This window comes from Achromobacter sp. EG18 (assembly GCF_059759395.1).
Window position 1 is genome coordinate 5,178,650 of record NZ_CM186213.1, and the last position, 13,556, is coordinate 5,192,205.

14 protein-coding genes are annotated in these 13,556 nt (G+C 68.8%); 3 read left to right on the plus strand and 11 right to left on the minus strand.

Features of this window, described 5'->3' with window-relative positions; all coding sequences use genetic code 11:
* Positions 1–4 precede the first annotated feature (4 nt).
* A complete protein-coding gene (locus AC6CR5_RS23870; RefSeq protein WP_020925237.1) occupies positions 5–997 on the minus strand; it encodes a Bug family tripartite tricarboxylate transporter substrate binding protein in 993 nt (330 codons plus the stop codon).
* A 142-nt stretch (positions 998–1,139) separates the two neighbouring features.
* On the opposite strand from AC6CR5_RS23870, the gene AC6CR5_RS23875 reads away from it, so the two are divergent.
* The gene (locus AC6CR5_RS23875; protein ID WP_020925236.1) at positions 1,140–2,045 is read left to right on the plus strand and encodes a LysR substrate-binding domain-containing protein; all 906 of its coding nucleotides are present in this window, start codon (positions 1,140–1,142) and stop codon (positions 2,043–2,045) included.
* Between the two features lie 144 nt (positions 2,046–2,189).
* Positions 2,190–3,668, plus strand: coding sequence for a glutamate-cysteine ligase family protein (locus tag AC6CR5_RS23880; protein WP_020925235.1), 1,479 nt, complete (start codon positions 2,190–2,192; stop codon positions 3,666–3,668).
* A gap of 70 nt (positions 3,669–3,738) precedes the next feature.
* Here AC6CR5_RS23880 and AC6CR5_RS23885 read toward each other — a convergent pair whose 3' ends face one another.
* A complete protein-coding gene (locus tag AC6CR5_RS23885; RefSeq protein ID WP_150101718.1) occupies positions 3,739–5,526 on the minus strand; it encodes a patatin-like phospholipase family protein in 1,788 nt (595 codons plus the stop codon).
* Positions 5,523–6,440, minus strand: a complete 918-nt coding sequence (locus AC6CR5_RS23890) for a hypothetical protein (protein ID WP_498085006.1) — start codon at positions 6,438–6,440, stop codon at positions 5,523–5,525. The genes AC6CR5_RS23885 and AC6CR5_RS23890 overlap by 4 nt, the downstream gene beginning before the upstream one ends.
* A gap of 95 nt (positions 6,441–6,535) precedes the next feature.
* Between AC6CR5_RS23890 and AC6CR5_RS23895 the strand changes: the two genes are divergently transcribed.
* Positions 6,536–7,042 carry a CesT family type III secretion system chaperone gene (locus AC6CR5_RS23895; RefSeq protein ID WP_150101716.1) on the plus strand — a complete coding sequence of 169 codons (507 nt, stop codon included), beginning with the start codon at positions 6,536–6,538 and terminating at the stop codon, positions 7,040–7,042.
* Positions 7,043–7,074: 32 nt separating this feature from the next.
* On the opposite strand, the gene AC6CR5_RS23900 is transcribed toward AC6CR5_RS23895, so the two are convergent.
* From AC6CR5_RS23900 to sctW, 8 genes are read right to left on the minus strand one after another with little or no spacing between them, the layout of a single operon-like run.
* A complete protein-coding gene (locus AC6CR5_RS23900) occupies positions 7,075–7,341 on the minus strand; it encodes an EscF/YscF/HrpA family type III secretion system needle major subunit (protein WP_020925231.1) in 267 nt (88 codons plus the stop codon).
* Between the two features lie 10 nt (positions 7,342–7,351).
* Positions 7,352–7,624, minus strand: coding sequence for an EscE/YscE/SsaE family type III secretion system needle protein co-chaperone (locus AC6CR5_RS23905; RefSeq protein WP_020925230.1), 273 nt, complete (start codon positions 7,622–7,624; stop codon positions 7,352–7,354).
* 26 nt (positions 7,625–7,650) lie between these two features.
* A complete protein-coding gene (gene sctD, locus AC6CR5_RS23910) occupies positions 7,651–9,012 on the minus strand; it encodes a type III secretion system inner membrane ring subunit SctD (protein ID WP_150101715.1) in 1,362 nt (453 codons plus the stop codon).
* A 25-nt stretch (positions 9,013–9,037) separates the two neighbouring features.
* Positions 9,038–11,131, minus strand: a complete 2,094-nt coding sequence (gene sctV / locus AC6CR5_RS23915) for a type III secretion system export apparatus subunit SctV (protein ID WP_498085007.1) — start codon at positions 11,129–11,131, stop codon at positions 9,038–9,040.
* Between the two features lie 8 nt (positions 11,132–11,139).
* A complete protein-coding gene (gene sctY / locus AC6CR5_RS23920; protein WP_020925227.1) occupies positions 11,140–11,499 on the minus strand; it encodes a type III secretion apparatus assembly chaperone SctY in 360 nt (119 codons plus the stop codon).
* 8 nt (positions 11,500–11,507) lie between these two features.
* Positions 11,508–11,915, minus strand: a complete 408-nt coding sequence (gene sctX / locus AC6CR5_RS23925; protein WP_020925226.1) for a type III secretion apparatus assembly protein SctX — start codon at positions 11,913–11,915, stop codon at positions 11,508–11,510.
* A gap of 22 nt (positions 11,916–11,937) precedes the next feature.
* Positions 11,938–12,318 carry a hypothetical protein gene (locus AC6CR5_RS23930; protein ID WP_047993377.1) on the minus strand — a complete coding sequence of 127 codons (381 nt, stop codon included), beginning with the start codon at positions 12,316–12,318 and terminating at the stop codon, positions 11,938–11,940.
* Positions 12,315–13,415: a type III secretion system gatekeeper subunit SctW gene (gene sctW / locus AC6CR5_RS23935; RefSeq protein ID WP_316312857.1), complete on the minus strand. Its 1,101-nt coding sequence runs from the start codon at positions 13,413–13,415 to the stop codon at positions 12,315–12,317. Before sctW ends, AC6CR5_RS23930 begins: the two co-directional genes overlap by 4 nt.
* Positions 13,416–13,556: the final 141 nt, after the last annotated feature.

Sequence of the window (13,556 nt, forward strand, 5' to 3'; positions counted from 1 at the left end):
AGGTTCAACCGGCGCTGATGTGTTCGGCCTCGATGACCTTGTTCCAGCGGGCGCGTTCGCGTTCGACGAAGGCGCGCGCCTCGGCCGGGGTGTTGCCCACCGGGGTCATGCCCAGGCGTTCGAGCCCGGCGCGGAACGCGGGGTCGGCGTAGACGCGGCGCAGGTCGGCGCTGATCTTCTCGATCAGCGCGTCGGGCACGTCCTTGCCGGCGGCCAGCGTGGTCCAGGAGGTGACCGTCAGGCCTGGCAGGCCGGCCTCGGCGGCGGTGGGAACGTCGGGCAGCGCGGCCGAACGCGTGGCGCCGGTGATGGCCAGCGCCTTGAGCTTGCCGGACTGGATGTAGCCGATGGTGGTGGGCACGTTCTCGAACAGCAGCTGGATCTGGCCGCCGAGCAGGTCGTTGAGGGCGGCCGAGCTGCCGCGGTACGGTATGTGTACGATCGGGGCCTGGGAGGCGGTCTTGTAGAGTTCGCCTACCATGTGTACCGAAGAGCCCACGCCGGCCGAGCCGAAGTGCAGCGTTTCCGGCTTGGCCTTGGCCTGCGCGGTAAGCTCGGCAAGGGTGGTGGCCTCCAGCGCTGGATTGGCTACCACGACGTGCGGCATCTCGGCGACGATGGTGATGAGCTTCAGGTCGTCGGCGGGGCGGTAGTTCAAGGTCTTGTAGACGCCATAGGTGGCGTGCAGGCCGATGGAGCCGAGCAGCAGGGTGTAGCCATCGGGCCCGGAATCGGCCACGTATTTGCCGCCGATATGGCCGCCGGCGCCGGGCCGGTTCTCGACCACGACGGACTGGCCATAGAGCTTGCCCAGGTGTTCGGCGAGCAGGCGCCCCTGGATGTCCGAACTGCCGCCGGCCGTGAACGGTACGATGATCCGTAACGGTCGGTCGGGATAATTGGCTTGGGCCTGCACGGTGAACGGCAGGGCCGCGCCGGCGAGGGTCAGGCAAAGGGCTTGCAGGACGCGGCGGCGCCAGGGACGGCATGAAAACATGGTAATTCCCCACAGCAGTTGGATTTCAAGAGGGGCGCGAGTGACCACACCCTGGGAGCCACGAGTGTAGGAGTGGCGAGGGTATTTGAAAAAATTCTTTTTTCGGCATAGGCTATGCAGGTTTGCAATACCCTGTGACGCCATGAGCCGACCGCTGAATTTCCGTCAGATCGAAGCCTTCCACGCGGTAATGCTGGCCGGCACCACCACGGGTGCCGCGCAGATGCTGCGCACCACCCAGCCGTCGATCAGCCGCCTGCTGGCGCAGGCGCAGCAGGCCAGCGGCCTGAAGCTGTTCGACATGGAGCGTGGCCGCCTGCGTCCGACACGCGAGGCCAAGGACCTGTTCGACACCGTCAAGCGGCACTTCGTGGGCCTGGAGCGCATCGAGGATCGCGTGGCCGCCATGCGCCGCAGCGGCAGCGGCGTGCTGCGGCTGGCCTGCACGCCGGCGCTGGGCCTGGGCATGTTGCCGGGCGCGGTCGAGGAATTCGCGCAGCGCTATCCCGACGTGCACATCAACATGCAGACCGTTGGCAGCCAGTACCTGCGCGAAGGCCTGCTGCATGGCACCTACGATGTGGTGGTGACGACGGTGCCGCTGGACGGCGCGCACCTGGCGCTGCACAGCCTGCACGAGAGCGCGGCGGTCTGCGTGATGCGGCCCGACCATCCGTTGGCCGCGCTGCCCGCCATCGGCATCGCCGACCTGAACGAGCGCCGGTTGCTGGTGTTGAACGCGGACGACGACGTCTACCTGCAGCTGCGCGGCGCCATGCTGGCGCACCAGGTGCAGCCGGTGTCCGAAATCGAGACCACCTATTCCTCGACGATCTGCGCGCTGGCCGCTGCCGGCACCGGCCTGGGCATCGTCAATCCGTACATTGCCGACGTGTTCGCGCAGCAACTGGCGATAAGGCCGTTCACGCCGAGCCTGCCGGTGCGCGTCTGCATGGCTTATCCCGCGCAGACGGCGCCGTCGGTGGTGACGGAAGCCTTTGTCGACATCCTGACGCAACGCTTCCGGGCCATGGCAGACGTCGCCTGATCCGGGGCCTGGCGGAACGTCCGCGCAATTCGTGTTACTAAGTCTGCACTGCGTCCATTGTCCCTGGAGAATTCGCCCCATGTCTGCCGCCATCCCTCGAGTCCGGCATCGCCCCGCCGCCATCCGCCCGGGCGGAGCGGCGCGATGACGCCGCTCGCCGGACGCACGCTGGGGTTGGAGATGGAAATGGCGGTGGCGCGGCACGATACCGGCGCCAGCCACCCGGTGGCCGGCTACTTCGAAGCGCTCGCCGCGATCAAGGCCGCGCGCGGCGAAGCGCCGGACCTGGCGCGCATTGGCGAGCGGGCGGTCGGCGTGTCGGTGGCGGCGGGCGAGAGCGGGCTGGACAACGGCTTCAACCTGCTGGAAACCGCGTTCGCCCCGGTGTCCGAGCAGGAAGGCGGATTGGCCGAACTGGCGCGGCGCATCACGCGCGAGCTGCGCGATGCCTGCGCCGCGCTGCAAGCGGAAGGCGCGGTGCTGTTGAATGCGTCGGAACATCCGGATTGCACGCTGGATCCGCAGTGGTACGCGGCGGTGCACGTGCCGCGGCCGATCTATCACGAACTGGTCGGCCACCGCGAATGGCTGCACCGCGTGGGCATCGACGCCAAGGCCCAGAACAGTCCCTGCACCTCGGTGGACGTGTCGCAGGCGGCGCGCGCGCTGAACGTGGTGCTGGCGCTGGCGCCGGCCAGCATCGCGATCTTCGCCAACAGTCCGCTCGCGCAGGGGCGCGTGACCGGCCTGAAGGAAAACCGGCTGACCGTTTGGGACCGCATGTTCCGCCATTCGCGCTATGCCGGTGATTACTACCTGCAGCGGCTGCCCGAAAGGCCGTTCGTGGACCTGGGTGATTACTTCCGCTGGATGTTCGCGCCCGGCACGGCGAGCCGTTGCCTGCCCTTGGCCGTGGACGAGGGCTACAAGTCCGCCGCTGGTGTGTATCTGCACGGCGCGCCGTCGCTGTCGGCCTTCCTGGCGTCGGATGGCTGGCCGGGCCGGCGTTCGGACACCGGTGAAACGGTGACCATGACGCCGCAGGGCGGCCATTTCGAGTATTCGCAGTTCGCGCATTTCCTGGATGCGCGCTGGCGCTACCGGCTGGCAACGCCGCCGCCGCTGGAAGCGCTGCGCGAGGCCTGGCGGCGGCCGGGCGGTATCGAGGACCTGTACGCGGGCCTGGGCGCCATCGGTTATATCGAAGGCCGGGCGCCGGGCGCCGGGTTTGCCGACGCGCAGTTGCTGCGGGAGGCGGGGGCGTCGGTGGCGGCCACGCTGGTGATGGCGCCCTCCGCGTTGCAGCTGGGCCTGATGCGCAACCTGTCGCAGGCGGAAGACTTGCTGCGTTCGTGGGGTTGGTTGCGATTGCGCACGATGCGCGCCGATGCCATGCGCGACGCGCTGCACGATCCCGCCGTGCGGGCCTTGGCGGGCGAGGTGCTGGCGGTGGCCGAGGGCGGGTTGGCGCCGCACGAGCGCCCTTGGCTGGCCTATGCCCGCTATGCGGTGGACGCGTGCAGCACCGGCGCCGACCGCATGCTGCGCCTGTGGCGCGAGCTGGAAGGCGACCCCAACCGGTTGGCGGCGATCTGCCGCGCGCGGGCCGTGGTGCCGCTGTAAGCGGCAGTGGCAGCGGCAGACGGCGGGGCAGGCCTTGCACGGGCCGCCCGCTACTTGCGGACGGCGCGCTTCAGACGCGCAGCAGCATGGGGTCCAGTCCCGGCGTCCGGTCCAGCAGCGCCAGCAACTGACGCTGCAAGCCATCCGGCGCGGCGCCCGTGCGCAACGCCTGCTTTTCATCGTCGGTCAACAGCCCCGCCAGTTCCTCCAGGCTGCCGCATTCCATCGAGTAGGCTTGCTGGGTGCGGGCGTCGATCTGCTCCAGCGATTTCCAGGCCGACAGCATATGGGCCTGGTGCTGGGTCTGGTCGCTGATGTTCGAGGTCAGCGTGCCAATGCCGCCATGGAACACCGGCAGCGCATTGGGACCGGCCGCCCACACCTTGCGCTGGTCGGCGAGATCCGCGTCCGCCTGGTTGGGATGGCCGGTGACCAGGTTGACGAAAAACGAGGTGATCTTGCCCAGCGCGCCCGGCGCCGGCCGCTGCGGCGGTCCGCCGTGCATGATCTGGTAGGCCTTGCCGTTCTCGTCGAAGGTCAGCAGCAGGGTACGGGCGCGGGCCTGCGCCATCTCCGGGCCGGCCAGCGGGACCCGAACGCCGTGGGCGTTGACGGGCCGTGTGAACACCTCGGAAGGCATGTTGCTGCCGATGCCGCCATCGGCATAGACCTTCCTGCCGCCCTCCGCGGTTTCGATCGACACGGCCTTGAATGCGATCGGGAACGCCATCGAGATGCGCGCGGCATACGCCACCGGCATGTCCGGATGGGTGTCGGCGTCGAAGTACGTTTCGCCGGGCGGGGTCTTGCCCCAGCCGGTCAGCGTCAACTGTTTGAATTTGTCAGGCGCCAGCTGGTTCAGCAATTTCAGGTCGCCGAACGTGACCATGTTGTCCTCGTGCGGCTGATCGAAATCGGGCGTCTGCTGCAAAAGGGAAAGACGGGCGAGTTGCCGGTCGTCCAGCCGCCCCTGGTCCGCCAGGGCCACCAATCTGTCCTGGAATGCCGGGGTGTTCCAGTGTTCCGTCAGATAGCTGCGCACGCTTTGGGCCGTGGTCTGATCGATCACCTTCAGCGACGCGAAGGCGGGCGCCAGGCCACCTTCCATCCGCACGCCGGGATAGATGCGCGCGGCGTCGGCGCCACCCTTGAGCGCATCCAGCATGCCGGGGCGAAACAATGCGTCGGCCGGGCCTTTCTCGAATTGCGCCGCGCTCAGGCCGGCCGCCAGGCAGGTGGCGGTCAGCGCGCCCGCCGAGGAGCCCGCCAGGTGCTTGATACCCGCCAGCATGCCGGCTTTCTCCAGCTGGTCCAGCCCGGCGCTGTAGCCGATCCCCTTGGCGCCGCCGCCTCGCAGCACCATGTTTTCCAGCTGGGGCGCGGGACGGATGACCACGAACTTGTCGCCGCGTGGAATGATCTGCGGGCGGGTATCGACCGGGCCCAGATTGGACAGCAGTTCGGCGCGGGCGGCGTCGACCTTGAGCCGGTCCAGGGCCATGACGGCCTGCTTGCCGGCGGACTTCATGGCGTTGGCGAAATCCTTGCCGGCGACGGAGCCGTCGTCCTTGCGCGCAAGGGCGTCGAAGGTGCGCCGGACGATGGAATCGAAACGGGTCTGCACGTCGCTGGCAAAGCCCTCGATGCCCTTGGCGCCCATCATGTCGGCAAGCGCGCTGGTCTCGCGCAGGAAGTACTGCTCGAAGGACTGCCTGGCCGAGTCCACATGCGCGGCGTTGCTGTCGGGGGTGACGAACAGGCCTTTCAGCTGGCCCAGCAGTGATGCGGGTTGTTGCGCGGGCGGCTGCCAGACGGAGGCGGCGGCGCTGTTCTGGATGGCGCTGGAAATTCCGTTCATGCCAGGGCTCCCGGTGTGGTCGTGCCGGCCACGGCGGCCGCCGTGCCATACGCGATCTGCGCGTCTTCCAGCGCCAGGTTGCGGACCAGGGCGCGCGTGTCGCTCGCCTGTGCCACCTGGTATTGCAGCCAACGCGGCCACGTGTCGTCGTCCAGGCTTGTGAGCGCGATACGGCCGGTCGCGGTGATGAACTGGCGGCTGTCCAGACCGACCACGTAGGCGTGGCCGCGCAACGCGTTCTGGTTGATCAGCAGCGCGCTCTTAATGACCGCGCGGCGCAGGGCGCCTTGCAGGGCGGCGGCGTCGTGCAGGAAGAAGTCGGCCAGCAGCAACCGGTTGGATGGGTGCAGCGTGATGCGGCCGGGCAGATCGTCGAACAGCAGATCGAACTGGCGCGCGCCGATGGGCAGGGCGTCCAGTCCACAAGCCCGGGCCAGGCGCGCCAGGTCGTGCTCGGCCTGGCGCGCATCGCCTTGCGGCCCGCGCGGCAGCGCCGATGCGGAGGATGTGTCGTGCGCGAGCGGTCGCTCGAGGCGATCGAGTTCGCGCAGCAGCGCATCGGCGGTGTCATGCAGCGCCTGGGCATCGCAAGGCGAATACAGCGCAATGCTGAGACTCGGGCCGAGTTCAGGGGAAATGCCGCCGATCAGGCCTGCGCCCAGCCGTGTATCGAAGCCGCGACGCAGCAGCGCTTCGCCTTGCGGATCGTCAAAGCCGGGGGCGTCGTTGAAGGCGTGGCGCCAGGCCGTGAGGACTACGCTGCCGTCATAGGCATTGCGGGCCATGCCCACCTGATGGTGGTCGTCCACCGGCGCGACCCACTGCGCGGGCTGTTGCGTGTCGTCGGAATGGAAATGCGCGTGCGTGTATTGCGCGGCCGCTTGCGCGATGTCGAAGAGGGAGTTTTGCGCCATGAAGAGCTCGCCGAGTGGAAATCACTCCCTGAGTAACCGCGGACCCTCTCCGGGTTCCCAGTCGGGGCTGGGATTCGCGCGATGCGGGTGCCATAATGGCGGTTCTTCAATTTCGTGCCTACGGCCAGCCGCGCAAGACGACGCCGGTATCGCCCTCCATCATCGTGTCAGACTCCCACTTCGCCCAGGCGCTTTCCGAACTTGGCCAGGCGCTGGGCATTCCCGCCTTGGCGCCGGCCGAGGGCGGGCTGTGCCAGCTGGCGTTCGATGGCCGCCACCTGGTGCAACTGCTGGCGCACGGCGCGCGCGGCCAGATCCTGCTGTCATGCGCGGTGGGCGGCGGCAAGATGGACGGGGCGCAGGCGCTGTTGGCCGCGCAGGGCAACTTCCTGCAGGCGGGCGGCGGCGTGGTGGCGTGCGCGGCGCCGGACGGCCGCATGCATCTGCAGCTGGGCGTCCCGCGCGAACAATGCAACGCCCAGGCGCTGCTGGCGGCGATCGATGCGCTGCTCAACCAGGTCGAGGCCTGGGAAAAACGCGGCGCGCGCGCCGAACCGGACGCGCCGCGGCGCACCCCCACATTCATGCGGCAGTCGGTATAGCGCCGGCGGCCGGCATGCGCCGGCCGGACGGGTCAGCTGGCTTTCTGAATCACGCCCTTGAGCGAGTCGGCGATCTGCTTGGTGATCGTGCTCTGGATTTCGATCAGCATGGTCCATTGCTGCACTTGCTGCTGCATCTTCAGCATGTCCGCCTGGGACACGCTGCCGTCGGCGTTGGTGCGCATGGTCGACAAGGTCGTCTGCAGGTTGCTTTCCTGCGAGCGGATGCTGTCGTAGATCGTGTTGTTCACGCTGTTGAAATTCAGGCCGGACGAGCCGGTCAATCCGTTCAGTGCCATGGTGCGTCTCCTAGCGGGTCGAGCGAGAGAAGGGGGAAGGCGGCGCGGCCGTGCGCGCCGTTGAATCAAGCGTCATGCCGGCCAGCACCTCGCGCGCCGCGGCGGCGGCCTGCGCCACCGCCTGGCATTGCTGGAAAGCGACGGGCACCAGGCCCGAGTCCAGACGCTCGCGGGCGGCCTGTTCGAGCGTGGCGAGCCGTTGCGACAACGTGGCGCGCAGCTCGGCGCCGCCGGGCGCGGCAAGGCGTTGTTCCAGTTCGGTCAGGGCGGTCGGTGCGTTCATGGTTGCGAAATGGGCGGTTCAGGGGGTCAGCGCGTCACGATGGCCGTGCGCGGGCCTTCGAAGATGATGCGGGTGTTTTCCACGGCCACCAGACGGTACTTGCGGTAGACGCCGCCCACCAGCAGCTTGCTGCCGTCTTCGAGCACGACAAAGGGTTGGGCGCCGCCCACCACGCTGCGGATCACGAAGGGCACGCTGTCGGCCGCCGCGGTGGCGCTGGCGGCGGCCAGCCTGGCCACGCCGAGATGGCTTTTGTTGAAGTCGTCGAGCGTCTCCTGCAGGCGCGCCTGCTGATCGTCGTCGAGCGCGCCGGCGGCGATTTCGAGGTGATCGGGTTTCCAGGTCAGGGTGACGCCGGAAAGGCCGGCATCCACCAGCCTGCTGGAGAGCGTGTCGCTCACCTGCTGGGCCAGCGCGATATCGTTGCCCAGCACGGTCATGCCGGGCAGCTGCGCCCGCAGCGCGTCCAGCGCCGAGGCGCGCTCGCGCGCGCTGCTGGCGATGCCGGCGACAATGAGGCGGCCGTCGCCCTCGTAGCGCGGCTCATAGCGCACGTTGAAGGCGCGCAGCGCCGTGCTCGCGGTGCGCACCGCGGCGTCCTCGTTGCTGATGCGCATGGCCGGCATCGGCCAGATCTGCGACAGCGCCGCCGCCACGGCGTCCTGCTCGGCGGCGTTGCGCACCCAGCCCGATACCGTCACCACGCCGTCGCGCGCCATCGAGACATGCAGCCGCGAGGCCAGCCCCATGCGTTCGAAGACCGCGGATATCTGCCCCACGGATTTTTCCGCCGCGGCCAGGCGCGGATCGACCTGCGGCGCGCGGCTGGCGGTGGACTGCGGCATCCATGCCAGGAAAATGGCGACGACGACGGTCAGCACCACGGCCGCCAGCCCGAGCAGCACCGGCCAGGAGTCGCGTTTGCGACGTCGGCCTTGTATCGGCGGCAGCGGCAGGCGTCGCTCCAGCAGACGTTCTTCGTCCGGGTTGGGCGCCACCGCCGCGGGCGCGACGGACGGCGCGGCCGCATCGTCGGCGGCCGCCACCACCACTGCGCCGCCGGCCAGCGCATCGTTGGCGGCGTCGGGCGGATTGGCCCAGGGGTCGCCGCGGCGGGCGACGGTGATCCAGACCGGACCCAGCGGCACGGGACGGTTGAATGGCGTGCGCGGCTGGCCGCCGGCCGGATCGGCCGGCGCGCCGTCATCGGTCGCCAGGTCCCAGCCGGTCTCGCCGATGCGCAGGCGGGCGGCGCGCGGACCCATGCCGTCGTCGGCCAGCACGATGTCGCAGGCCGGGTCGGCGCCCAGGACCGCGCCATCGGCGGCCAGGCAGCGGGCGTCGCGATGCAGGCCGGACAGCACGCGCAGTTCCAGTGCTTCGCTCATGAGGGGGCTCCGGTTGCGGGTGTCTTCACAGATCCACCCGGGCCAGCGGCTGCACGTTGATTTCCTGGGTCAGCTCCTGGTAGGACAGCACCGGCAGCTCGTACAGGTCCTGCTCGATCATCTTGCGCAGGTAGCGCCGGATGTCCATCGAGGTCAGCAGCACGGGCTTCTGGGCTGCCGCCGTCAGGTCGCCGGCGACGCGCTTGATGTTGTCCACCAGCTTCCTGGAGGCATTGGGGTCGAGCGCCAGGTAGCTGCCGGCCGAGGTCTGGCGGATGGCGCCGCGCACGGTTTCTTCGACGTTGGGCGCCAGCAGGTAGGCCGGCAGGATGTTCTGGCCGCTGGAGTACTTGTAGCTGATGTGGCGCTTGAGAGAGACGCGCACGTATTCGGTCAGCAGCACCGAGTCCTTTTCCTTCTGGCCCCATTCGATCAGCGCTTCCAGCACCGCGCGCAGGTTGCGCACAGAGATGTCCTCGGACACCAGCCGCTGCAGGATCTCGGCGATCTTCTGCACCGGCATCACCCGCAGCGCTTCCTTGACCAGGTCGGGGAAGCGGTCTTCCATGGCCGTCAACAGGAAGCGCGTTTCCTGGATGCCGATGAAGTCCGACGAGTATTTCTTCAGCACGAAGGCCAGGTGCCAGGTCAGCACCTGGTGCGGGTCCAGGAACGGGATGCCGGCGGCCGTCAAGGTGGGCGCCAGGCCGGCGTCGACCCAGAGCGTCGGGACGTTGGGCAGGAAGCGCTTGTCGGTTTCGTAGGGCACCTGCAGCGCCTGCAGGTTCTGTTCCGTGTCGCGCACCAGCACCGCGCCCGGCCGCAGCTTGCCCTGGGAGATCGGCACTTCGGACAGCAGGATGTTGTAGCTGTCCGCCGGCAGCGCGTCGTTGAAGCGCAGCTGGATGCCGGGGAACGGCACGCCCAGGTCGAAATAGAGCGCGCGGCGGATCTTCAGCAGTTCTTCGTTGAGCTCGTCGGCGTCGAAGCTGCGTTGCAGCGCGGCGGCCACGTCGATCATCAGCGGCAGGGTGGGCGCGAACTCGGCGCTGCCGTCGGCGCGCGGCCTGGCCTGCGGCTTCTGGCCATCGGCCGCCAGGGCGGGGATTTCGGTGATCTCGCCGGTCTTCTCGTCCACCACCTTGCGCGTGCCGCGCAGCAGCACGAAGCCGATGGTGCCGACCACCGCGGCCAGCGCCAGGAAGGTCAGGGTCGGCATGCCCGGGATCAGGCCCATGCCGATCGCGATGGCGGCGGCGATCAAGAGCGCGCGCGGTTGCGCCAGCACCTGGGCGCCGATGTCCTTGCCGACGTTGGAGGGGCCGTCGCCGGTCTGCACCCGGGTCACGATGATGCCGGCGCAGATGGCGATGAACAGCGCCGGGATTTGCGCGATCAGGCCGTCGCCGATGGTCAGGATCGAGTACACCTGCACCGCCTCGCCGGCGGACAGGCCGCGCTGCATGGTGCCGATGAGGATGCCGCCCAGCAGGTTGACCGCGACGATGATGAGTCCGGCGATGGCGTCGCCCTTGACGAATTTCATGGCGCCGTCCATGGCGCCGTACAGCTGGCTTTCCTTTTCCACCACCGAGCGGCGCTTGCGCGCCTCGTCCATGTCGATGGTGCCGGCGCGCAGGTCGGCGTCGATCGACATCTGCTTGCCGGGCATGGCGTCCAGCGAGAAGCGCGCCGCTACTTCGGCCACGCGCTCGGCGCCCTTGGTGATGACCACGAATTGCACGATGGTGAGGATAAGGAACACCACCAGGCCGACAATGAGATTGCCGCCCACCACGAAGTTGCCGAAGGTCTCGATGATGTGGCCGGCATCGCCCTGCAGCAGGATCAGGCGGGTGGTGGCGATCGAGATGCCCAGGCGGAACAGCGTGGTGACCAGCAGCACCGACGGGAACGACGAGAACGCCAGCGGCGATGGCAGGTACATGGCCACCATCAGCAGGATGGCCGACAGCGTCATGTTGGCGCCGATCAGCACGTCGACCAGCGTCGTGGGCAGCGGCAGGATCATCATGAAGATGATCGAGACGATCAGGACCGCCAGGACGATATCGTTGCGGCTGGTGGCGGCGGCGACGACGCGGTTCAGGGCTTGCATGGGGCGGCTCAAGTCGTTTCTGCTTCGGTGGGCGCGGCCGCCGGGGCGGGGCGCAGGGCAACGTAGGCGCGCATGGCCGCGGCGGCCTCGTCGCGCCGCTCCAGGGCCAGCAGGGCCTGCGAGCGGATCAGGTGGAACGAGGCGTCGATGCCGCCCTGCATGGCCAACAGGTCGAGGGTAGCCAGGGCGGCTTCGGATTTGCCGGCGCGCAGTTGGGCCAGCGCCAGGGTGGCGAGCTGGCGGTTGTCGGCCAGGCCCAGTGTGCGCAGCGCATTCAACAGCACCGCGCTCTTTTCCGGGCGGTTGTTTTCCAGATAGACATAGGCGAGCAGGCTGAGCAGTTCGCGGGCGTCGGGCGTCAAGGACATGGAGGCGTTCATCCCTGGTACAGCGCGCTGCGATACATGGCGACCAGTTCGCGCAGGCCAGCTTCGTCCTTGAGCAGGCGCACCGCGCGGTTGAGCGCGCGGGCGTCGTCGGCGCTGCGCTCCGGGCCCTGTTCGGCCGCGGCGCTCAGGCCTTCCAGCGTCGATTGCAGGGCCTGCGCGAACTTGCCCGGCAGCAGCAGGTCGCGGTTGGACACCGTGGGACGCAACTGGTTGTCGAGGTAACGGTCGATGTTGGGCGTGTCGAGCAACTGGGCCAGCTGCGCCTTGACGCCGTCCGCGGGAGGCGCCAGTTCCTGGCGTTCCGGCAGGTGCTGGCCCGCCGCCTCGCGGCCGGCGTAGGAGATGCCGTCCAGGCCGCGGTCGAAGGCAAAGCTGTTGATGCGCATGTCGGACATGATTCGGGGTCTCCGTCGTGGGTCAGTCGGTGCGCGTGTCGTCGAGCCAGCGCGCAAGCTGCTCCACCGTACGCCGCAGCGCCGGCGCGTCGGCCTGTGCCGCGGGCAACCGGGCCAGCGCCAGCAGCCGCGGGATACCGTCCTGGTCGCGCAGGGCAGCCTGCACCGCCAGGCCCTCCAGGCGCGAATGGTGGGCCCGCCGCCAGGCGCGCAGCAGGCGCTGCGCGGCGTCGTAAGGCACCGGTTCCGAGACATAGACCAGCACTTCGTCGCCGATGGGCTCGATGGCAAGGCGGCGTCCCGAATCCAGTTGCAGGGCCAGGTTGCCGCGCGCGCCCAGCGCCAGCCGCTCCAGGCCGATGCTTTCACCGAATGCCCCCAGGGCGCCATCCAGGCCATTCATTCGTATTCCTCGTCGATGGCCGCATCCAGGGCCAGTTGCGCCGCGCCCAGGACCGATTGGCGTGCGTCGGCGTCCGGGTACATCGGCACGGGCAGATCCTTGAGCACGGCGCGCACCCCGCCCAGGAATGCGATGCGCGCCGCCACGCTGTCGACGCCGTGGCTCGCGGCCAGCGCCGCGAAGCGGGATTCGGAAATCCACTTCTCGTTGCTGATATTGACCAGATCCTGCATCAGGCGGTCGGCCGCCAGCGGCTTGCCGTGTTCATGCGCCATTTTTTCGCCCAGTTCGCCGCAGCCGTCCAGCACCGTGACCGCCACGCCGAGCTGGTACAGGTCCTGCATCAGGGCCTGCAGCCGGTCGGGGCTGGTGGACGGGCGGGCGGCTGCCAGGTCCTGGCCCAGGGCCTGGATCAGTTGCTGCAGGCCGCGGCCCACGTCTTTGCCGCCGAATCGTTCCAGCGCCAGCGACAGGGTTCTGGCCAGCGAGGCCTCCCCCAGCACCACATCCTGGTAGGTGCGCTGGAAATCAGCCACGCCGCGCGCGTCGTCGGCATAGCCGGCCGCCGCCCCGACGGTGTTCAGGCTGGCGCGTATCTGCGGGCCGCTTTCCAGTTCGAGATCGGCCAGGGCTTCGCGCAGTCCGTCCAGGATTTCTTCGGATGCGCCCTGCTGTTCACCTTGCCGCAGCGCGTATTGCAGGCCCAGGTACTGGCGGGCCGCATCGCCGAACGCCCGGGCGGCGCCCTGGCGCGGATCGGCCTGGCCGGTCAGCAGGTGGCGGGCCAGTTCCACCAGTTTTTCCTGGGCGTCGGCGTCATGCGATTCGGCCAGGTAGGCCATGATCGCCTCGGCGCCGAGCAGCTGCTGCGCGGGGTCCCGGCCAATCCTGCGTTCGGCGTGATGCTTGTCCTCGGTCTTCTCGGCCATGTGCAGGCTGAGTTCCTCGGCCGAATCCGCCAGCGAGATCTCGCCCTCCACCGTCACGACGGCCTGGCCCAGCATCGTGCCGACCTGCTGCTGGCCGTGCTGGACGTCGGCATGCGAGGTCGTGGATGAGAAGGCGGAGGCGGGCAGGCCGGCGTCGATACGGTTCATGGGGGCGCGAGGAAAGGCGGCCGGAGGCCGCGCACAGTCAGGGGTAGTAACGGTTGGGCTGGAAAAGTTCCATCTACTTTGCATGGAACCAAGGCCCGGCGGCCGTTACGTACAAGGGCAGGCCGCGGATTCCCCGGAATC